Origin of the sequence: Xenophilus arseniciresistens, from assembly GCF_028023875.1 — a bacterium.
Taxonomy (GTDB): domain Bacteria; phylum Pseudomonadota; class Gammaproteobacteria; order Burkholderiales; family Burkholderiaceae_C; genus Xenophilus; species Xenophilus arseniciresistens.
This window is the reverse complement of sequence record NZ_JAQIPB010000003.1, coordinates 408,503-428,000: the sequence shown is the minus strand read 5'-3', so window position 1 is coordinate 428,000 and position 19,498 is coordinate 408,503. Positions and strand designations below refer to the sequence as shown.

The 19,498-nt window shown below is 69.5% G+C and carries 21 protein-coding genes; 11 read left to right on the top strand and 10 right to left on the bottom strand.

All coding sequences use genetic code 11. The features are described 5' to 3' along the window. The first annotated feature begins 20 nt into the window (after positions 1-20). Genes cyoE through PGB34_RS10630 form a run of 3 tightly spaced genes read left to right on the top strand, consistent with a single transcriptional unit; the run spans position 21 to position 2,367 of the window. Entirely contained in the window at positions 21-902 is an 882-nt protein-coding gene (gene cyoE / locus PGB34_RS10640) for a heme o synthase (protein ID WP_271428050.1), read from the top strand. Next, positions 902-1,507 (top strand): SCO family protein, encoded by a 606-nt coding sequence (locus PGB34_RS10635; protein WP_271428262.1) that lies wholly within the window; start codon positions 902-904, stop codon positions 1,505-1,507. The genes cyoE and PGB34_RS10635 overlap by 1 nt, the downstream gene beginning before the upstream one ends. A gap of 5 nt (positions 1,508-1,512) precedes the next feature. Then, positions 1,513-2,367, top strand: coding sequence for a DNA alkylation repair protein (locus PGB34_RS10630; RefSeq protein WP_271428049.1), 855 nt, complete (start codon positions 1,513-1,515; stop codon positions 2,365-2,367). A gap of 58 nt (positions 2,368-2,425) precedes the next feature. Here PGB34_RS10630 and rpoH read toward each other — a convergent pair whose 3' ends face one another. The 3 genes from rpoH to PGB34_RS10615 form a co-directional block, all read right to left on the bottom strand. Next, positions 2,426-3,370 (bottom strand): RNA polymerase sigma factor RpoH, encoded by a 945-nt coding sequence (gene rpoH / locus PGB34_RS10625; protein WP_271428048.1) that lies wholly within the window; start codon positions 3,368-3,370, stop codon positions 2,426-2,428. A 240-nt stretch (positions 3,371-3,610) separates the two neighbouring features. Further along, complete coding sequence (locus tag PGB34_RS10620; protein WP_271428047.1) at positions 3,611-3,928, bottom strand: alpha/beta hydrolase; 318 nt, start codon at positions 3,926-3,928, stop codon at positions 3,611-3,613. A gap of 240 nt (positions 3,929-4,168) precedes the next feature. Continuing rightward, complete coding sequence (locus tag PGB34_RS10615; protein WP_271428046.1) at positions 4,169-5,008, bottom strand: IclR family transcriptional regulator; 840 nt, start codon at positions 5,006-5,008, stop codon at positions 4,169-4,171. A gap of 92 nt (positions 5,009-5,100) precedes the next feature. Here PGB34_RS10615 and PGB34_RS10610 point away from each other — a divergent pair, with 92 nt between their 5' ends. Both PGB34_RS10610 and PGB34_RS10605 read left to right on the top strand, forming a co-directional pair. Continuing rightward, a complete protein-coding gene (locus PGB34_RS10610) occupies positions 5,101-6,069 on the top strand; it encodes a Bug family tripartite tricarboxylate transporter substrate binding protein (protein ID WP_271428045.1) in 969 nt (322 codons plus the stop codon). Positions 6,070-6,157: 88 nt separating this feature from the next. Beyond that, the gene (locus PGB34_RS10605) at positions 6,158-8,536 is read left to right on the top strand and encodes a cytochrome P450/oxidoreductase (RefSeq protein ID WP_271428044.1); all 2,379 of its coding nucleotides are present in this window, start codon (positions 6,158-6,160) and stop codon (positions 8,534-8,536) included. Between the two features lie 13 nt (positions 8,537-8,549). On the opposite strand, the gene PGB34_RS10600 is transcribed toward PGB34_RS10605, so the two are convergent. After that, complete coding sequence (locus tag PGB34_RS10600) at positions 8,550-9,485, bottom strand: LysR family transcriptional regulator (RefSeq protein ID WP_271428043.1); 936 nt, start codon at positions 9,483-9,485, stop codon at positions 8,550-8,552. Positions 9,486-9,647: 162 nt separating this feature from the next. Between PGB34_RS10600 and PGB34_RS10595 the strand changes: the two genes are divergently transcribed. Genes PGB34_RS10595 through PGB34_RS10575 form a run of 5 tightly spaced genes read left to right on the top strand, consistent with a single transcriptional unit; the run spans position 9,648 to position 13,954 of the window. Then, positions 9,648-10,196, top strand: coding sequence for a cupin domain-containing protein (locus PGB34_RS10595; protein ID WP_271428042.1), 549 nt, complete (start codon positions 9,648-9,650; stop codon positions 10,194-10,196). 2 nt (positions 10,197-10,198) lie between these two features. Further along, positions 10,199-10,978 (top strand): alpha/beta fold hydrolase, encoded by a 780-nt coding sequence (locus PGB34_RS10590; RefSeq protein WP_271428041.1) that lies wholly within the window; start codon positions 10,199-10,201, stop codon positions 10,976-10,978. Positions 10,979-11,031: 53 nt separating this feature from the next. Beyond that, positions 11,032-12,093, top strand: coding sequence for a TRAP transporter substrate-binding protein DctP (dctP, locus tag PGB34_RS10585; RefSeq protein ID WP_271428040.1), 1,062 nt, complete (start codon positions 11,032-11,034; stop codon positions 12,091-12,093). 22 nt (positions 12,094-12,115) lie between these two features. After that, positions 12,116-12,628: a TRAP transporter small permease gene (locus PGB34_RS10580; RefSeq protein ID WP_271428039.1), complete on the top strand. Its 513-nt coding sequence runs from the start codon at positions 12,116-12,118 to the stop codon at positions 12,626-12,628. Positions 12,629-12,646: 18 nt separating this feature from the next. Next, the gene (locus tag PGB34_RS10575) at positions 12,647-13,954 is read left to right on the top strand and encodes a TRAP transporter large permease (RefSeq protein WP_271428038.1); all 1,308 of its coding nucleotides are present in this window, start codon (positions 12,647-12,649) and stop codon (positions 13,952-13,954) included. On the opposite strand, the gene PGB34_RS10570 is transcribed toward PGB34_RS10575, so the two are convergent. Beyond that, positions 13,947-14,657 carry an alpha/beta fold hydrolase gene (locus tag PGB34_RS10570; RefSeq protein ID WP_271428037.1) on the bottom strand — a complete coding sequence of 237 codons (711 nt, stop codon included), beginning with the start codon at positions 14,655-14,657 and terminating at the stop codon, positions 13,947-13,949. The genes PGB34_RS10575 and PGB34_RS10570 overlap by 8 nt on opposite strands. 109 nt (positions 14,658-14,766) lie before the next feature. Here PGB34_RS10570 and PGB34_RS10565 point away from each other — a divergent pair, with 109 nt between their 5' ends. Next, positions 14,767-15,465 (top strand): histidine phosphatase family protein, encoded by a 699-nt coding sequence (locus PGB34_RS10565; protein ID WP_271428036.1) that lies wholly within the window; start codon positions 14,767-14,769, stop codon positions 15,463-15,465. Here PGB34_RS10565 and PGB34_RS10560 read toward each other — a convergent pair. The 5 genes from PGB34_RS10560 to PGB34_RS10540 form a co-directional block, all read right to left on the bottom strand. Then, a complete protein-coding gene (locus PGB34_RS10560) occupies positions 15,462-15,680 on the bottom strand; it encodes an oxidoreductase-like domain-containing protein (RefSeq protein ID WP_271428261.1) in 219 nt (72 codons plus the stop codon). The genes PGB34_RS10565 and PGB34_RS10560 overlap by 4 nt on opposite strands. Before the next feature lie 17 nt (positions 15,681-15,697). Continuing rightward, entirely contained in the window at positions 15,698-16,333 is a 636-nt protein-coding gene (locus PGB34_RS10555) for a GDSL-type esterase/lipase family protein (RefSeq protein WP_271428035.1), read from the bottom strand. Between the two features lie 85 nt (positions 16,334-16,418). After that, positions 16,419-17,339, bottom strand: a complete 921-nt coding sequence (locus PGB34_RS10550; protein WP_271428034.1) for an alpha/beta hydrolase — start codon at positions 17,337-17,339, stop codon at positions 16,419-16,421. Between the two features lie 58 nt (positions 17,340-17,397). After that, entirely contained in the window at positions 17,398-18,789 is a 1,392-nt protein-coding gene (locus PGB34_RS10545; RefSeq protein WP_271428033.1) for a tetratricopeptide repeat protein, read from the bottom strand. 176 nt (positions 18,790-18,965) lie between these two features. Further along, positions 18,966-19,448 (bottom strand): hypothetical protein, encoded by a 483-nt coding sequence (locus PGB34_RS10540; protein ID WP_271428032.1) that lies wholly within the window; start codon positions 19,446-19,448, stop codon positions 18,966-18,968. Positions 19,449-19,498 lie beyond the last annotated feature (50 nt).

Here is a 19,498-nt window from a genome sequence, read left to right as displayed (position 1 = left end):
CACAGCCTGCCTCGGTGGCCATGCCCGCCATACCCGGTATTTGGCGGCAGTTCTATGCGCTGACCAAGCCGCGTGTGGTGCAGCTGATCGTCTTTTGCGCGCTGATCGGCATGGCGCTGGCCATTCCCGGGCTGCCCACCGCCCAGCAATGGCTGACGCTGCTGCTGGCCTGCGTGGGCATCTGGCTGGTGGCGGGTGCGGCGGCGGCCTTCAACTGCCTGGTCGAGAAGGGCATCGACGCGAAGATGAAACGCACGGCCTGGCGGCCCACGGCGCGCGGCGAGCTCAGCGATGCGCAGACGCTGCTGTTTTCCACCACGCTGTGCGCACTGGGCTCGGCGCTTCTGTGGTTCACCGTCAACCCGCTGACCATGTGGCTGACCTTCGCCACCTTCGTGGGCTATGCGGTCATCTACACCGTCGTGCTCAAGCCGCTGACGCCGCAGAACATCGTGATCGGCGGCGCTTCGGGCGCCATGCCGCCGGTGCTGGGCTGGGCCGCCATGCGCGGCGAGGTGGGGCCCGAAGCGCTGATCCTCTTTCTGATCATCTTCCTGTGGACGCCGCCGCACTTCTGGGCGCTGGCCCTGTACCGCGTGGAGGACTACCGCAAGGCCGGCCTGCCCATGCTGCCCGTCACGCACGGCAATGAGTTCACGCGGCTGCAGATCCTGCTGTACACGCTGATCCTCTTTGCGGCCTGCCTGCTGCCCTTCATCTACGGCATGAGCGGCTGGCTCTACCTGGCAGTGGCTTTTGCCGCGAGCATGGGCTTTTGCGCCTACGGCGTGGCGCTGTGGCGCAACTATTCCGACGCGCTGGCGCGCAAGACCTTCCGTTTTTCGCTTCTGCACCTGAGCGTGCTGTTTGCCGCGCTGCTGGTGGACCACTACATCCGATGATGAACAAAAGACAAGCCCTGCGTCTGTTGACTGGCGGTGCCGGTGCGCTGGCGGTGCTGGGCCTGGCCGCCTGCAGCGAGTCCAAGCCCAGCTTCAACGCCATCGACCTCACGGGCGCGGACTACGCGCGCGATTTCAAACTGGCCGACATGAACGGCCGCGAGCGCACGCTGGCGGACTTCAAAGGCAAGGTCGTGGCCGTGTTCTTCGGCTTTGCGCAGTGCCCGGACGTGTGCCCCACGACGATGCTGGAGATGAAGCAGATCAAGGACAAGCTGGGCGCCGACGGCGACAAGCTGCAGGTGATCTACATCACCGTCGATCCGGCGCGCGACACGGCTGCCGTGATGAAGGACTACATGGCCGCCTTCGACCCCAGCTTCCTGGCGCTGATCCCCACGCCCGAGCAGCTTGCCGCCACGGCCAAGGACTTCAAGGTCTACTACAAGAAGGTGGACGGCAAGACGCCCGGGAGCTACACCATGGACCACTCGGCCGCCAGCTACCTCTACGACCCGCAAGGCCGACTGCGCCTGTATGCGCGCTACGGCACGCCGGTCGATGCATTGGCGGCCGACATCCAGACCCTGCTCAAGCAGGGCTGAGGGCGGTGGCCGATCTGGAACTGCTGCGCGCGCGCAAGGGCGCCTTTCGCATCGCGCTGATTCCGCCCGAGGTGCTGGATGCCCTCAACGACGGCCTGCTGCCCACCGTCAACCTCAACGAATTTTTGGCGCTCGATCTGGCGCGGCTGTCGCGCGCCGTGGCGCAGCAACTGGGGCTGGACCCCGCGCACGAGCGCCTGACCGACACCCTGGCCATGCTGGCGGCCTTCAAGCCCATGCAGCGGCACACGCACATTGCGCGGGCGCTGTATGACATGACGGCCGAGCACGCGCAGCGCGACGCGCTGGCCCACCAATTGGCCACGCACCCCAGCGACATCGCGCGCAGCTGGGCCGTGCAATGGCTGCAGTTCGGCGGCCAGTCGCTGGCCCGGCGCCTGCAGGGCGTGCATCGCTTCGCGGCCGATGCGCACTTCGGCGTGCGCGAGTTCGCCTGGATGGCCGTGCGCGACGGTGTGATTGCCGAGCTGGACAGCGCGCTCGCGCTGCTGCAGCCCTGGGTGCACGACGGCGACGAGAACATCCGCCGCTTTGCCAGCGAACTCACGCGCCCGCGCGGCGTCTGGTGCGCGCCCATCAAGGCCTTGCAGGCCGAGCCCTGGCGCGCGCTGCCGCTGCTGGAGCCGCTGCGCGCGGACGGCAGCCGCTACGTGCAGAACTCGGTGGCCAACTGGCTCAACGATGCGAGCAAGAGCCAGCCCCTGTGGGTGCGCGAAATCGGCGAACGCTGGCTGGCGCAAAGCCCGACGCCGGCCACGCGCTACATCGTCAAGCGCGCGCTGCGCACGCTCAACAAGAAGACGGCCGGCGCCGACGAAGAAGAAGACAGCCTGGCCTGAGCGCCAAAAAGAAAACCCGGCACAAGGCCGGGTTTGTCTTTGGATGGATGCAGAAGCCTCAGGCGTATTCAGCCAGCGCCTTCTTCATCTTCTTCATGGCTGCCACCTCGATCTGGCGGATGCGCTCGGCCGACACGCCGTAAACCGCGGCCAACTCATGCAGCGTCATGCCGCCCGAGCCGTCGTCGTTCACCTTCAGCCAGCGCTCTTCCACGATGCGGCGGCTGCGCTCGTCCAGCGCTTGCAGCGCGGTGGCGATGCCGTCGGTGGACAGCCGGTCGCGCTGGCGCGATTCGAGCTGCGCCGTGGGTTCCTGCGTGGCGTCGGCCAGGTAGGCGATGGGGCCGAAGCTTTCTTCGCCGTCATCGGCCGGGCCCGGGTCCAGCATCACGTCGCCGCCCGAAAGCCGCGTTTCCATCTCGATCACTTCCTCGCGCTTCACATTCAGGTGCTGCGCGACCAGGTCGATCTCCTCGCTGTTGAGGGTCTCGCGGTGCGTGTCGGCGTCCTGCGCGGCGGCATCGGCCTTGAAGCCCTGCTTCATCGAGCGCAGGTTGAAGAACAGCTTGCGCTGCGCCTTGGTGGTGGCCACCTTCACCATGCGCCAGTTCTTCAGGATGTACTCGTGGATCTCGGCCTTGATCCAGTGCATGGCATAGCTCACCAGCCGCACGCCCTGGTCGGGATCGAAGCGCTTGACGGCCTTCATCAGGCCGACATTGCCTTCCTGGATCAGGTCGCCGTGCGGCAGGCCGTAGCCCAGGTACTGGCGCGAGATGGAGATCACCAGGCGCAGGTGCGACAGCACCAGCGCCCCGGCGGCTTCCAGGTCGTTGTTGTCGCGCAGCCGGCGCGCAAAACCCTGCTCTTCCTCAAGCGTGAGCAGCGGCAGCCGGTTGGCGGCGGAAATATAGGCATCCAGATTGCCAAGCGAGGGCACCATGGCCCACGGGTTGGCCACGGCCAACTGGTTGGCAGCAGGGGCACCGGACAGGCTTGTCATTCGGGTTTCTCCTTGGTGGTGGGGCATATTAGCACTCGATTAGAGGGAGTGCTAAAGCCGAAGTTCCCGCGCTTCGCGCGGGAGAACCGGACCTTGATCCGGGTGTTGCGGCGCGCCTGTAGTCAAACAGGCAGCGCCGTTGAGAGCTTGAAGCGGCAAACCCCGGCCTGTTCTCACAGACCGGGGTTTGCCACCGGTCGAGACGGGCCACGCTCAAGACGTGGCCGCCTCGACGTGCCATCACAGGGCGGCAGGGAGCTGGCTGCCGACGAAGGCGCTGGCGTCCAGGTTCTGCGTGCTGTTGCGGGCGGCGGCGATGGCTTCGGCCTGCACGGCGGCGCGGTCGCGGCCGTTGGTCAGGGCGCCCAGCACGACCGAGCTGGACGAGACGTTCTGGTTGGGGGCATGGGCAGCGGCCACGGCCTGTTGCTGCACTTCGGCGCGGCTCAGGGCCGAGACGGGCTCCTGCACGCCCTGGTAGCTTTCTGCATGGGCAGCACCGCCAAGAGCGGCAAAGGACAGGGCAGCGGCGGCGATGATTTGAGAGGTCTTGTTCATGGTTCTACTCCGGTTCAAAGGACAGGGTTGAATGAAACGGACGGGGTGGGCGCCTTGTTGTTGGATGTCGCCTGCCGGGTCCGTGTCGGGTCTGCATTCAATCGCTGGCCCGATGAAATGAATTGTGGGCGCGCAGATGGGCCCTGGATCGCCGCGCTTTGGAACGGGGCGTTTCGTTGATGGAAACAATGAGGCATGGATGCGCCTTCCGCGCATCGCATTCAAGCCTTCATTGCAGGCTCAGGCGGCTGGGCCTGCAGCCCCGTGGCCCAGCAGGCGGCTGACGCGGGCCGCCTGATCGCGCACGGCCAGCGCGATGGGGCCCTGGGGCGAGGCATCGAAGCCGCCCGTCGCGCCCAGCGCCGTGATCACGGCGCACACGCGGCCGCTGTGGTCGTACACGGGCGCCGCCACGGCGCTGATGCCGCGCAGCAGCGTGTCGACCACGCTGGCGCAGCCGGCTTCGCGCACCTGCTGGCACAGATGGTCGATGGGCTGGCGGGCCGCCAACTGGCGCCGCTGCTCGGCCGGGGCCTGTTCAAGCTCCTGCTCGGCCAGCGCGCGCAGCGCCTGCTCGTCGACAAAGCCCAGGAAGGCGCGGCCGCTGGCCGACCACAGCAGCGAAAGCACCGAGCCGGGCCGCACGTTCACCGTCACCGGAAGGCCGGGCTCCTCGATGCGCAGCACCGTCGGGCCCTTGTTGCCCAGCACGGCCAGGAAGCTGGTCACGCCCAATGATTCGCGCAGATGCACCAGCGCCGGCTCGGCCACGCGGATGGGGTCGGCCTGGCGCAGCGCGGCCAGGCCGATGCCGATGGCTTCGGTGCCCAGCAGGTACTGCTGCGAGCCGCTGTCCTGCGCGACCAGCCCTTCTTCCTGCAGGCTGGCCAGGTAGCGATGGACCTTGGCCGGGCTTTCGCCCAGCGAGCCGGCCAGCGCCGTGAGGCTGGCGCGCCCGCCCAGCCGGGCCAGGCCCTTGAGCACGGCCATGCCGGTTTCGGCCGACTGCACGCGCTGGCGCCGCGCGCGGGTGCCGGCGCTGGCCTTGTCTGCGGGGGAGGGGCTCTTGTTCTGTGTCATCTCGGGGAAACTCCTGAGCGGCGATTTACGCATATAAAAATAGAATTACGCAATACGTGATTCCCCACGACCCTCTCGAGGAGACATTTCCAATGAAGAAACTCGTTGCCGGCTGCCTGCTGGCCCTGCCGCTGCTGGCCCCTTCGCTGGCCCAGGCGCAGGCCTATCCGTCCAAGCCCATCCGCTGGGTGGTGCCCTATCCGGCCGGCGGCGGCTCCGACTTCCTGGCCCGCACCATCGGCCAGACGCTGTCCACGCAGACCGGCCAGCCCGTGCTGGTCGAGAACAAGCCCGGCGGCAACACCGCCATCGGCGCATCGGACGTGGCGCGCTCGGCCGCCGACGGCTACAGCGTGCTGTCGGCCGACAACGGCACCATGATCTTCAACAGCGCGCTGTACAAGACGCTGACCTACAGCCCGAGCAAGGACCTGGCGCCCGTCACGCTGATGGGCCGCTTCCCGATGATCCTGGTCGTCGGCCCGGCCGTCACGGCCAAGGACGCGAAGGAGTTCATCGCCCAGATCAAGGCCAGCCCCGATGGCCTGAACTACGGCTCGGCCGGCGCCGGCAGCCCGCACCACCTGGCCATGGAGCTGCTGAAGGTGGAAGCGGGCCTGAAGATGACGCACGCGCCCTACCGCGGTGCGGCCCCGGCCCTGGCCGATGTGGCCGGCAACCAGATCCCCGCGATGATGGTGGACATGGCCGCCGGCGCCGGCTTCATCAAGGGTGGCAAGGTGCGCCCGCTGGCCGTGGCCAACGCCAAGCGCCTGCCGCAACTGCCCGACGTGCCCACCTTCGCCGAGCTGGGCTACAAGAACGTGGAAGCCGCCGCACTGGTGGGCATGGTGGTGCCCGCCGCCACGCCCAAGGCCACGGTGGACGCGCTGAACAAGCGCGTGGTCGCGGCCATCAACGAGCCCGGCGTCAAGCAGAAGCTGATCGACTTCGGCGTGGAGCCCGTGGGCAGCAGCTCGGCCGAGTTCGCCGCGCTGATCCAGAGCGAAACCACGCGCTGGCACAAGCTGATCAAGGACCTGAACATCACGCTGGACTGACCCTTCTGCGGCCCCGGGTGCGCCTGCGCATCCGGGGCTTTTTGCTTTTGCGTTCCCGATTCCCGTTTGTCCCGCGCCGGAGCCCCCGATGAACCCCGCTGCCCCTGAACCCGTCGCTCCTTCCCCCGCTGCCGCTGCGCGCAGGGGCTGCCCCATCGACCACGCCGCGCTGTCGGCCCACAAGGCGCCCACTGGCTGCCCCGTGAGCCACCGCGCGGCCGACTTCGACCCCTTCAGCGACGGCTACCAGCAGAACCCGCCCGATTACGTGCGCTGGTCGCGCGAGCAGGAGCCCGTGTTCTACAGCCCGCAACTGGGCTACTGGGTGGTCACGCGCTTCGACGACATCAAGGCCATCTTCCGCGACAACATCAGCTTCAGCCCCTCCATCGCGCTGGAGAAGATCACGCCCACCGGCCCCGAGGCCAATGCCGTGCTGGCGCAGTACGGCTTCGCGCTCAACCGCACGCTGGTCAATGAAGACGAACCGGCCCACATGCCGCGCCGCCGCGCGCTGATGGACCCCTTCACGCCCGAGCACCTGGCGCACCACGAGCCGCTGGTGCGCCGGCTGGCGCGCGAGTACGTGGACCGCTTCATCGACGACGGCCGCGCAGACCTGGTGGACCAGATGCTGTGGGAAGTGCCGCTGACGGTGGCGCTGCACTTCCTGGGCGTGCCCGAGGAAGACATGGACAAGCTGCGCGAATACTCCATCGCGCACACCGTCAACACCTGGGGCCGCCCAAAGCCTGAAGAGCAGGTGGCCGTGGCCCATGCGGTGGGCAACTTCTGGCAACTGGCCGGCAAGGTGCTCGAGAAGATGCGCCAGAACCCCGAGGCCGACGGCTGGATGCAGTACGGCATCCGCAAGCAGAAGGAAATGCCGGAGGTCGTGACCGACTCCTACCTGCACTCGATGATGATGGCCGGCATCGTGGCCGCGCACGAGACCACGGCCAACGCCACGGCCAATGCCGTCAAGCTGCTGCTGCAGCACCCGCATGTGTGGCGCGAGATCTGCGAAGACCCCTCGCTCATTCCCAACGCGGTGGAAGAGTGCCTGCGCCACAACGGCTCGGTGGCGGCCTGGCGGCGCCTGGCCACGGTCGATTGCGAAGTGGGCGGCGTGCCCATTCTCGCGGGCAGCAAGCTGCTGATCGTCACCTCCTCGGCCAACCATGACGAAGGCCACTTCGCCGATGCCGACCTGCTGGACATCCGCCGCGACAACGCCAGCGACCACCTGACCTTCGGCTACGGCTCGCACCAGTGCATGGGCAAGAACCTCGCGCGCATGGAGATGCAGGTCTTCCTGGAGGAATTCACGCGCCGCCTGCCGCACATGAAGCTGGCGCCGCAAAGCTTCAGCTACGTGCCCAACACCTCCTTCCGCGGCCCCGAGCATCTGTGGGTCGAATGGGACCCCGCACAGAACCCCGAGCGTCGTGATGCCGCGGTGCGCGAGGGCGAACGCTCGCCCGTGCGCATTGGCGAGCCCTCGGGCCACGCCATCTCGCGGCCCGTGCGGGTCGAGGCCGCCACGCCCGCTGCCGACGGCGTGCTGCACCTGCGCCTGGTGGCGCCCGACGGCACCAGCCTGCCGCGCTGGGCGCCGGGTTCGCACATCGATGTGGAATGCGGTGACAGCGGCCTCTCGCGCCAGTACTCGCTGTGCGGCGACCCGGCCGATGCGCGCGCCTTCGAGATCGCCGTGCTGGACGACCCTGACAGCCGCGGCGGCTCGGCCTGGGTGCATGCGAATGTGAAGCCTGGCGATCGCCTGCGCATTCGCGGCCCGCGCAACCACTTCCGGCTCGACGAAGGCGCGCAGCGCCTGGTCTTCGTGGCCGGCGGCATCGGCATCACGCCCGTGATGGCCATGGCGCGGCGCGCGCGCGAGATGGGCACGCCCTATGAGCTGCACTACTGCGGCCGCAAGCGCGAGGGCATGGCCTTCATCGATGCGCTGCAGGCCTTGCATGGCGAGCATCTGAAGTTGCACGTCAGCGAGGAAGGCTCGCGCCTGGATCTGCAGACGCTGCTGGCCACGCCGCAGGAGGGCACCCAGGTCTATGCCTGCGGCCCGCTGCGCATGCTGCAGGCGCTGGAAGCGGCCTGCGTGCACTGGCCCGAAGACACGCTGCGCGTGGAGCATTTCGAGTCCACGCTGGGCACGCTCGATCCATCGAAGGAGCAGGCCTTCGAGGTCGAACTCAAGGACTCAGGCTTGACCTTGCCCGTGCGCGCCGACCAGACCCTGCTGGCCGCGCTGCGCGCCGCCAACATCGACGTGCAGAGCGACTGCGAGGAGGGCCTTTGCGGTTCGTGCGAAGTGCGCGTGCTGCAAGGCCCGGTAGACCACCGCGACATGGTGCTCACGCGCAGCGAGCGCGAGGCCGGCCAGCGCATGATGAGCTGCTGCTCGCGCGCCTGCGGCGGCCAGAAGCTGGTGCTGGCGCTGTAGCCGCTCCAGGGGTTCAGGCCACGCCGGCCTGGGCCTCGATGTCGCCGCAGACCTGGGTGATCAGGCCGCGCAGCCACCGGTGGAAGGTGTTGTTGTGCGTGCGGTCGTGCCACATCAGGTTGATGGTCAGCGGCTCCAGCTCGAAGGGCGGCTCGAACAGCGTCACCGGCGCCAGCGCGCGGAACTTCAGCGCCACGCGCTCGGGCATCATCGCGATCAGGTCGCTCTGCGCCACGATGAAGGGCACGCCCAGGAAGGTGGGCTTGGACAGCGCCACCTGCCGCTCGCGCCCATGGCGGCGCAAGGCGTCGTCCACCAGCGCGTTGTACATCGTGGCGCCGGCCGCGGGCTCCACGGCCACATGCCGCTGCGCGCAGAAGCCTTCCAGCGTCAGCGGCCCCTGCAGCATCGGATGGCCGGTGCGCGCCACGCCCACCAGCCGGTCGTTGAACAGCGGCCGCGTGCGCACGCTGTCGGGCGGGGAGGGGAAGTACGACAGCGCGAGGTCGATCTCGCCATTGGTCATCACCTCGCCCAGCCTGCGCGGGTTGGGGCCCACGATGTTCAGGCGCACATCGGGCGCGGCCTGCTGCAGGGCCGACGCGAGCTGCGGCATGACCACGAAGTCGATGTAGTCGATCACGATCATCGACACCGTCTCCTGCGCATGCGCGGGGTCGAAGGGCTGCTCCTCGTGCACCAGCCGGTCGATGCTGTTGAGCACCTGCTCCACGGCCGGCGCCAGGTTGCGCGCCTTCACGGTGGGCTGCAGCGCGCTGCCCGATTTGATGAGCAGCGGGTCCTGGAACAGCGTGCGCAGCTTGGCCAGCGCCAGGCTCATCGAGGACTGGCTGATCTCCAGCCGGTAGGCCGCGCGCGTCACATGGCACTCGCGCATCAGCGCGTCGAAGGCCACCAGCAGGTTCAGGTCTATGTCTTTGAGGCGCATGGTGCTCGTCTGTCTCCTACCTAGGTGCGCGGAACTTAGCAGGCACTGCGCGCAAGGGTGCATCGCGCACGCGATAGCGGCTATCGGCTCAGCAAATTGCCCTCGCCAGGCTGCGCTTTTCTAATCAGCCGACCCCGATTTTCAACATGCAGGAGACATCTCATGAGCCTTCCAGTCGTGCGCGTGACGCGCGAGGAAATGCGCAAGCGCGTGGCCTACTTCCATGAACTCCAGGGCCACGATGGCGGCCTGCCTGACAGCACCTACCCCAGCGCCGAACGCACGCTGTTCAACGCGCTGGGCTTCCAGCGGCCCAAGGGTGACGTGGCCACCGTCTCGCCCGTGGGCTCCAGCGCCGCCGAAACCTCGGCCATCAAGATCAACGAGGGTTTCAACATCGGCTTTTGCGAAGCACTGCCCGGCAAGGGCCCGATGATGCACAACCACGACACCAACGAGACCTTCATGCCCATCAGCGGCCTGTGGCGATGCTCGTGGGAAGTGGACGGCCAGGTCGAGTACTTCGACGTGGGGCCCTGCGACATCATCTCCTTCCCGCCCGGCGTGCAGCGGCGCTTCGAGAACATCAGCTTCGACGAGCCGGGCAAGAAGCAGCGCCTGATGTTCGTCATTGGCGGCAACGCGCCCAAGGCCGAGTTCTCGCCCGAGGCGATGGACGAGCTGCGCACCACCGGCCACGTCAGGGACTGAGGATGGAGCTGCTGAACCAGCTGGAGCGGCGCTACGCCTGGCAGTCGCTGATCGTCAACGGCCATGAGTGGCGCTGGCTGGACACAGCGGCCCCCGGCGCGGTGGCCGTGCTGCTGCCCGGCTCGGTGGGCGATGCGGCCATGTTCGTGCGCACGCTCGGCGCCTTGGGCGAACGCACGCGGCTCATCGCCGTGACCTACCCCGCATTGGCCAGCGCCGATGAGCTGGCCGACGGCCTGGCCGCGGTGTGCCAGTTCCTGGGCCTGCCGCCCAGCGTGGTCGTGGGTTCGTCCTTCGGCGCGTACTGGGCGCAGTTCTTCGCGCTGCGCCATCCGGCGCTGGTGCGCGCACTGGTCATCGGCAACGGTTTTGTCGATGGCAGCGATCTGGCCGCCAACCCGCTGTTCAAGCCCGATTGGGTGGAATCCGTGGCGCCCGAGGCCCTGCATGCCCAATGGCTGGAGCGCGTGCGCGCGGCGCCGCCCGGCGAGCTGCAGAAGCTGCAGTTGCTGATGCTCGAAAAGCGCCAGTCGCCCGCCAACCTGCATGCGCGCTTCCTGGGCGTGGTGCGGGCGCAGGCCTGCCCGCCGCTGGCGCTGCCGGCGCAGGCCGTCACGGTGCTCGAGTGCGACGACGACCCGCTGATCCCGCCCGAGGTGCGCGCGCGCCTGCGCGGCCAGTACCCGGGCGCGCGGCATCTGCGCCTGCCCAGCGGCGGCCACTACCCGCATCTGCTGGCGCCCGCCGCATACGAGGAGATGCTGCTCTCGACCCTTTACTGATCGCACAAGGGCCGCGGCAGCGGCCTTCACCAGAACCCCACCGGAGACAAGCAATGAACAAGAAGATGATCAAGGCGGCCCTGGCTGCAGCCGTTTCGCTCGCGTGCGCCTTGGGCGCCCACGCCGACAACTACACCCTGCGCATGGGCTCGGGCCACACCACGGGCCTGACCTACGTGGGCCAGTTCGACAGCTACTTCGCGCCCGAAGTGAGCAAGCGCGTCAAGGAAAAGACCGGCCACAACATCCGCTTCATCAAGGCCTGGGGCGGCAGCGTGGCCAAGGTGGACGCGACCATCGAGGCGGTGCACAAGGGCACGCTGGACATCGGCCTGGTGCCCATCGGTTTCGAGCAGTCGCGCGCCGCACTGCTGAACTACAGCGCCTACGTGCCCTTCACCTCGCCCGACCCGGTGCTGCAGCAGAAGATCAGCCACCGCATGATGAAGGAGGTGCCGGCGCTGCAGGAAAGCATGAAGCCCTACAAGAGCCATGTGCTCGCGGCCATGACCTCCGAGGCCTATGGCCTGGCCACCACCTTCGACTGGAACACGATGGCCGCGCTCAAGGGCAAGCGGCTGGCCATGGCGGGCACCAACGCGCCGCTGTTCCTGCCCATCGAGGCGGTGCCGGTGACCCTGGGCATCGGCGAGCACTACCAGGCCATGCAGACCAAGCTGGCTGAAGGCAGCCTGTTCTACGTCTCGGGCATGGAAGCCTTCAAGCTGCAGGAGGTGGCCAAGTTCTGGAACAAGTCCGGCTTCGGTTCGCTGAGCACCCTGGTGGCCTTCATGAGCACCGACACCCGCGCCAAGCTGCCGCCCGAGGTGGTGCAGATCATCGACCAGGTGGCGATCGAGACGGCCGACCGGGTGGCCGAGACCAGCAGGAAGCGCGACCAGGAGGTGGAGGCCAGGCTCAAGGCCGCCGGCATCACCGTCAACACCCTGCCGGAGGGCGAGCGCAAGCGCTGGGCCCAGTTGCTGATCGACCTGCCGGGCAAGTCCGCGCGCGAGCTCGACGCCAGGGGCCTGCCGGCCACCGAGGTGCTCAAGACCTACATCCGATTCCTGGGCGAGGCCGGCTACAAGTTCCCGGCCGACTATCCGTTGTGAGCGCACAGGGGCTCTGGCGCTGATGATGATGATGGACAAGTGGACTGAACGCGGCCTGCTGGGCCTGCATGTGGCCGGCGCCGTGGTGGTGGCCTTTCTCTCGGCACTGGTGTGCTACGACGTTGCGGGGCGGCTGCTCTTCAACCGCCCCTTTGCGGGCACGGCGGAGATCACCGCCACGGCGCTGGTTCTGGTGACCTTCCTGCAGGCGCCCTATGCCATCCGGCAGCAGAAGCTGCTGCGCGTGAGCTTCGTGCTCGACCGGCTGCCGCCCGCGCTGCGCAGCCAGTTCAATGCGCTGGCCTACCTGCTGGGTGCGGTGTTCTTCATCGCCATCGCCGGGGCGTCCTGGGAGCCGGCCTGGCACGGCCTGGCCAGCGGGGAGTTCTTCGGCAACGACGCCTTCCGCGTGCCGGCCTGGCCGCTGCGCTTCGGCTGCATGGTGCTGTGGACGGTGGCGGCGCTGGTGTGCCTGGGCTTCGTGGCGCAGGGCCTTCGCGGCCGCATGACGGCCACCGAGACGCTCGACGACTGACAACAGGGAGGAGAAGTCATGGATTGGCAATTGTGGGGCGGCCTGCTGACGCTGGTGCTGTTCGTACTGCTGGGTGTGCCCGTGGTCTTCGCGTTCGCGATGGCCGGTGCCGTGGGGCTGGTGTCCGCGCTGGGCGGCGTCCAGCCGACCGTCGATCTGCTGCAGCAGACGGCGCTGCACGGCATCAAGGAATACAACTTCGTGGTCATTCCCTGTTTCACCGTGATGGGCATGCTCATCGCCTACTGCGGTGCGGCGGGCGACCTGTTCGCGCTGGTCAACCGCTTCCTGCGCGGCGTGCCGGGCCGGCTGGCGGTGGCCACCGTGGGCGGCAATGCCATCTTCGCGGCCGTCACCGGCGTGGGCGTGGCAGCGGCCGCCGCTTTCAGCCACGTGGCCTATCCCGAGATGCGGCGCGCCAGTTACAGCAAGAGCTTCGCCACGGGCTGCATCGCGGGCAGCTGCGTGCTGGGCCTGCTGATCCCGCCCTCGCTGTTCATGATCGTGTGGGCGATCCTGACCGAGCAGTCGGTGGGCAAGCTGTTCGCGGCCGGCGTGATGCCGGGCGTGCTGCTGGCGGTGCTCTACGCGGTCTACTGCGTGGTGTATGCCAAGCTGTTTCCGAAGGCCGCGCCCGAGGACCCGCCGGCGGCTTCGCAGGCGGCGCAGCTCACGCGGGCGCAGCTCGGTGGTTCGCTGGGGGTGGGTGCGCTGATCGCCGTGACCCTGGGCGGCATCTGGTTCGGCTACTTCACGCCGACCGAGGGCTCCGCGGTCGGCCTGGCCGGCGCCGTGGTGCTGGCGCTGGCCAAGGGCATGCGCGCGCGGGGCATCTTCGACGCCTTCGTGTCCGCGGGCCGCACCGTCACGCCCATCATGCTGGTGCTCCTCACGGCGCTGATCTACAGCAAGCTGCTGGCGCTCAACGGCATCCCGCAGATGGTGCAGGACTGGCTGCAGGGCATGGGCCTGGGCACGGTGGGCATGATGCTGTTCATGTGCGCGGTGTGGTTCGTGCTCGGCTGCATCATCGACAGCATCTCCATCATGCTGCTGACGGTGCCCATCTTCTGGCCGCTGGCGCAGTCGGCCGGCATCGACCCGGTCGTCTTCGCGCTGGTGGGCATCCTCGTGATCGAGGCCGGCGTGCTCACGCCGCCCTTCGGCATCGGCGTGCTGGTGGTGAAGGCGGCCGTGCCCGACAGCAGCGTGCGCGTGAACGAGATCTTCGTGGGCACCATGCCCTACTGGTTCCTGATCCTGTTCCTGGCCTGGCTGGTCTATGTGTGGCCGCCGCTGGTGACCTGGCTGCCGGGCCTCATGTAGCGAACTGCCGCAGCCAGTCGCCCAGCAGCGCGTTCAGTTCGGCGGGCTTTTCCATCGTGAGCATGTGGCCGCAGTCGTGCAGCCAGTGCAGCTGCGCCTGCGGCAGCAGGGCGGCAATCTCGCGCATGGATTCGGGCGGGGTGAGCGCATCGCCCTCGCCGCACACCAGCAGCACCGGGCCCTTGTAGCGGCCCAGGTGCGCCCGCGCGTCGGGGCGCTTCATCACGGCGCGGTTCTGGCGGATCAGCTGCTCGGCCCCGGCCTCGACCACGCGGTCCACATAGCGGCGGGTCAGCGCGCGGTCGGGCAACTGCGCGCTGTGGAAGGCGAACATCACGTTGAGCTCGATCAGCTCCCGCAGCGCCGCCGGGCCGCGCGCGAAGACCTCGATGGCCTGGCTGCGCAGCTGGTGGGTCTGCGGCGATTCAGGCGCGGCCGAGGTGCCCAGCAGGGCCACGCCCGCGATGCGCCCGGGCGCCTGGCGCATGCATTCCATGGCGACCATGCCGCCCATCGAGGCGCCGCACAGCACCAGCGGGCCGGGGTGCTCGCGCAGCACGGCGGCGGCCATCTCCTCGATGCTGTCGAAGCGGGTGCTGGCATCGCTGACGACGGGGTCCAGGGCGGCGGGAAGCACCGGCCATTGCGCTTCCCACAGGCGGGCGTCGCAGGCAAGGCCGGGCAGAAGAACGAGTTGGGGCATCGCGGCATTCTGCATGCCGGGCGCGCCCGGCGCTTCGGCGCAGGAGCCGAGGGCAAAAGCCTGCGACACATGGGTGCGATGAGCGATGGGCACAATGCCTTCCCAAGCCATGACCACATCCTCTTCCTCCGCCCCCACCGACCTCATCCTCATCCGCCATGGCGAGACCGACTGGAACCGCGAGCTGCGCTTCCAGGGCCACATCGACGTGCCGCTGAACGACATGGGCCACGAGCAGGCCCGCCGCCTGGGCCTGCGCATGAAGGGCGAGCAGGTGCATCACATCATCTGTAGCGACCTGATGCGCACGCAGCAGACCACGGCGCCGGCCGCGCAGCAGCTGGGCCTGCCGGTGCAGACCACGGTGACCCTGCGCGAGCAGAACTTCGGTGTGGTCGAAGGCATGCGGGCCGAGGAAATCCAGGCCCACCACCCGCGCGCGTGGGAGGAGTGGCTGCAGTTCAAGGCCGACCGCGGCATGCCCGGCGGCGAAAGCACGCGCGAGTTCCACGCCCGTGCCATGGCGGCGCTCTCGTCCATCGCGCGCGAGCACGCGGGCCGGACGGTGCTGGTGGTCACCCACGGCGGCTTCCTGGACATGGTGTGGCGCACCGCGCACGCGCTGGGGCTGGACGGCCCGCGCCAGAGCGACATTCCCAATGCGGGCATCAACCGCATCCGCATTGCCGATGCACAGCAGCCGCAGGCGCTGCAGATCCTGGACTGGGCCGACACGGCACACCTGCTGGGGCTGGCGCCGCAGCCCACCTACGACCAGCGGCGGCACCTAGCCAAGGACGCGCGCTAGGCGTCTGCGTCCAGCCGCAGCTGCGCTTCCTCGCACCAGTACTGCGCCGCGGCATAGAAACCTTCCCACACGCAGCCGTTGCAGCCGCGGCCGCAGCAGCCCTCGGGCTCCGGCGGCGGTGGGCGCAGCTGCTCGCCGGCCTGCGCGGCGCGGGCCTGCCACAGGGCAAAGGCCGCGCGCGCCTCCTGCAGGGCCGGGCCGGCCTGCTGCGCCATCGCGGCCTGGATCGGCGTCAGCGCCAACCCGCGTCCTTCAGTGCCTCGGCCAGCGCCTGCGCGATGCGCGCATAGCCGGCCGCATTGGCATGGATCGGGTCCGAGCGCAGCGCGCGGTCGGACAGCACCTTGGCGTAGATGCCCGGCAGCAGCAGCGCCTGCGTCTGCTGCGCCACGCTCGCGTAGAAGGGCGCGTCGCCCAGCAGGCCGGCCGCGGCGCGCAGCGCATCGGGGGCCGGCGTGGCCAGCAGCGCCACATGCGTGCTCTGGGCGCGCGCCGCATCGACGATGGCGCGCAGGTTGCGCTCGGTCTGGGCAGCGTCCACGCCGCGCAGCATGTCGTTGCCGCCGATGCCGATCAGGATCGCGTCGAAGCGCTGCGCCTGCAGCAGCGGGGCCAGGCGTTGCAGCGCGCCTTCGGAGGTGTCGCCATTCACGCCTTCATTGACCACCTGCCAGCCCGTGAGGCCGGCCAGCTGCTCAGGCCAGCCCTGGCCCGGCGCGGCGCCGTAGCCGGCCGTGAGGCTGTCGCCCAGGGCCAGCACCGCGGCGCCGGCCGGCAGCGCGGCGGCCTTGGACTTGCGCCCGCAGGCGGCCAGCAGGGCCAGGGCGGGGCCGAGGGCAAGGGCATGAAGCAGGGGGCGGCGTTGCATGTCTGGCAGGCGGGGGCGGCGTGAAAAGCCCGGCAGTGTAGAAGCGCGCGGCGCAGGCGCTGCGGTCTGCGCCGGCTCTTGCCTTTCAGTCGTCGCCAGCCAGCGCCTGCTGCAGCGCGGCGCGGGCCTGCTCGGCAAACTCCATCGGCAGGAAATGCGTGCTGCCCTGCACCGTCTGCACGCGGGCCTGCGCGGGCCAGTGCGTCCAGGGGGCGGTGGTCTCGATCTCGGCCCGCAGCACCCGCAAAGGGCCGGCCTGGGCCGCCATGGCTGCGGGCAGGCCGCTTCGGTGGGCGCGGATGAAGTTGGCAGCTTCCCAGGCCGGGGCGCAGCTCAGGCGCCAGCTGCCGTCGGGCTGCGGCAGCAGGCCGTCTTCCAGGTAGTCGGCGATCACGGCCTCGGGCCAGGTCTTGAAGGCGCCACGTCCGCGGTAACTGGCCAGCGCGGCTTCGGGGCTGTCGAAACGGTCGTTGCGGCGCAGCGCCCCGCGCACCAGCGGTGAGTGCTCGGGCGCGGTCCAGTCCAGGTCGCCCTGTTCGTCGGCGCCGGCGGGCATCAGCACGGGGTCGAAAAGAACCAGCGACGGCACGCGCGCGCCGCGCTCGCGCAGGCTGGCGCTGGCCAGCAGGCTGGCCGTGCCGCCCATCGAATGGCCGGCCAGCACACGCGGCGCACCGCCCAGCTGCTCGAACAGCGCCAGCAGGTCGTCGCGGTAGCGCAGCCAGCTGTGGGGGACCGGGTCGGGGTCGGCCGCCAACTGCGAGCGGCCATGGCCGCGCTGGTCGATGGCCAGCACATGCCAGCCGGCCGCGCCCAGCGGTGCCAGCAGCCGGCGGTAGGTCATGGCGTTGAAGCCGTTGGCATGCGCAAAGACCAGATCGACCGGCCGCGATTCGGGGCCGAAAGCCAGGGCCGCCATGGTGCCCGGCTGCGCGGGGCTGCCCAGGTGGAACTGGCGGCGGCGGTAGTCGGCGTGGGCGGTGGCTTCGGAATGCAGGGCGCTCATCGGGGCAGTATCGCCACGCGCTCGCGCGGGCGCAGTCGCCTGCGCGCGCTGGCAGCAATCAGGCTGGGCCGGATGCCGCCGTTGCGAGGGCCGTCGGCAGGCCCAGCGCGGCATACACGGTGCGCAGTTGCGCGCGCAGGCGCAGCGATTCGGGCTGGCCGTTGGCCTGCTGCTGCAGCAGGTCCTGCGCCGTGGCCAGGGCCCAGGGGCTGGCGCTGCGCACGAGTGCGTCGAGCCAGACCTGGCCGAACAGGTCGCGCTGGGCATGGCTGCCGCCGATCTCGATCATGCGCGGCAGCGCCTGGCCCAGCGCCTGCGCGGCCTGCGCGTGCCGGCCGCGCGCATGGGCCAGCAGGCCGTGGGCGGCGGGCACGCACACGCGCTGCCAGGCGGCGCGCGTGGCCTCTGGCGCACGCGGGGCATGGGCCTCGATGTGCGCGAGCAGCGTGTCGGCCTCGGGCCGTCCGGCGCGGGCCAGGCCGTAGAGGTACTGCAGGTCGAGGAAGGGCAGCACATGGTCCTGCGTGCGCGGCGCCAGCCAGGGCGCCAGCGCCTGCCAGCGCGCGCCCACGTCCACGCCCGCCAGCTCCAGCCGCGCCAGCAGCGACACGGCGCCGATCTGGTCCTGCGAATAGTCCCTGACCACGCCCCAGCAGTGCGTGTCGTGCACGGCCAGCGCCTCGTCGGCCCGGCCCAGGTCGATCAGGAACAGCGCCAGGTGCCACCAGTTGTGTGTGAGCATGAAGGAGTTCAGGTCCGTCCAGGTTTCGCTCACGTCCTGCATGAAGGCGAGGCCCTCGCGCAGCCGGCCTTCGGTCAGCATCACATGGGCCAGCGCGTGGTGCGCCCAGGGCTCCTTGCGCTGCATGGCGATGGCCTGGCGCGCGCTGGCTTCGGCCTGGCGCATCAGGTGGCACTGCTCGTAGCCGAAGGCCAGCATGCCGTGCATCTGCGGCACGTCGGCGGCGTGGGGCGCGGCGGCCAACGCCAGGCGCAGCATGCCGGCGCAATCGCCCAGGTTGAAGCAGTGGTACTGGCCCAGCTTGAGCGAGGCCAGGTCGCGCGGGTACTCGCGCGCCTGCGCCTCATGCAGGCCGATGGCGGTGCGCAGGTCGCCGTTCACCCAGGCCGCGACGGCGGCGATGAAGCGCTGCTCGCGCGGATGGGCCAGGTGCGCCTGCGCCGCGGCGCGGGCGATGTGGGGGCGGGCGCTGGCCGCGGCCGAGGCGCTTTCCGCAAACATCTGCAGCGCCGCGTGGCAGGCCTGCACATAGGGGTGCTCGTCCGCATGCGCCTGCACGGCCAGGTTGGCGGCGCGGGCTTCGCAGGCGATGAAGCCGAGCACGAAATCGTCGACCAGGCGCCGGCTGAGTGCATCGGTGACGGTGCCGGGGTTGCCCAGTGCGTCGGTGGGCAGGCGGCTTTCGGTGGGCGGGGCGACGGAGTTCATGGGCTTCGCAGGCGGATCAATGGGGGCAAGGGCCGATGCGCTGATGGGCTGATGCGCGACAGCACTTTAGGCCGCGGCGGACCCCCCGCCGCAACTTCCGGCGCAAAAAAGCCGCGCGGCCTGCAAGGGCCGTGCGGCTTGTTGCCGAAGGCGGCGCGCGCATGGCGCCCGCCGCATCAGCGCGGCATGGGGCGCGGCACAGCCTCCACGGGCCGCGGCATGGGCACGGGCGCGGGCATGGCGCCCTGCGGCGCGGCCGCGGGTGCCGGCATCACGACCGTGGTCACGGCTTCGCGGATGAGGCCACCGCCCATCACGCTGCCCTGCACGCTGCTCTGGCCCGCGCCGGTGACGCGCGCCTCGCAGGCCGTGCGTTCGACCGGCGGATGCACGGCGCAGCGCGCCAGCGCATTGGCGGTGTAGTCGGGCGCGCTGGTGAGCTGGCCCTGGCGCGCCGCCTGGCGCGCAGCGCCGGCCTCACGCGCGCAGGCGGCCGGGTCCTGCGGCAGGTGGGCGCACATTGCGCGCTCTTCCTGGTAGGTGCGCTGGCTGCCGGCAGCCGCGGTGCTTTGCGCCAGCGCCGGCACGGCCATCAGGCCCGCGACGCCCAGGCCCAGGGTCAGGCGCAGGAAGGAAGGGGTGTTCTTGTTCTTCAACATGCTTTCTCCTTGAGTGGATGCAGCGTCAGGACATCGATCCGGGGCGAAAG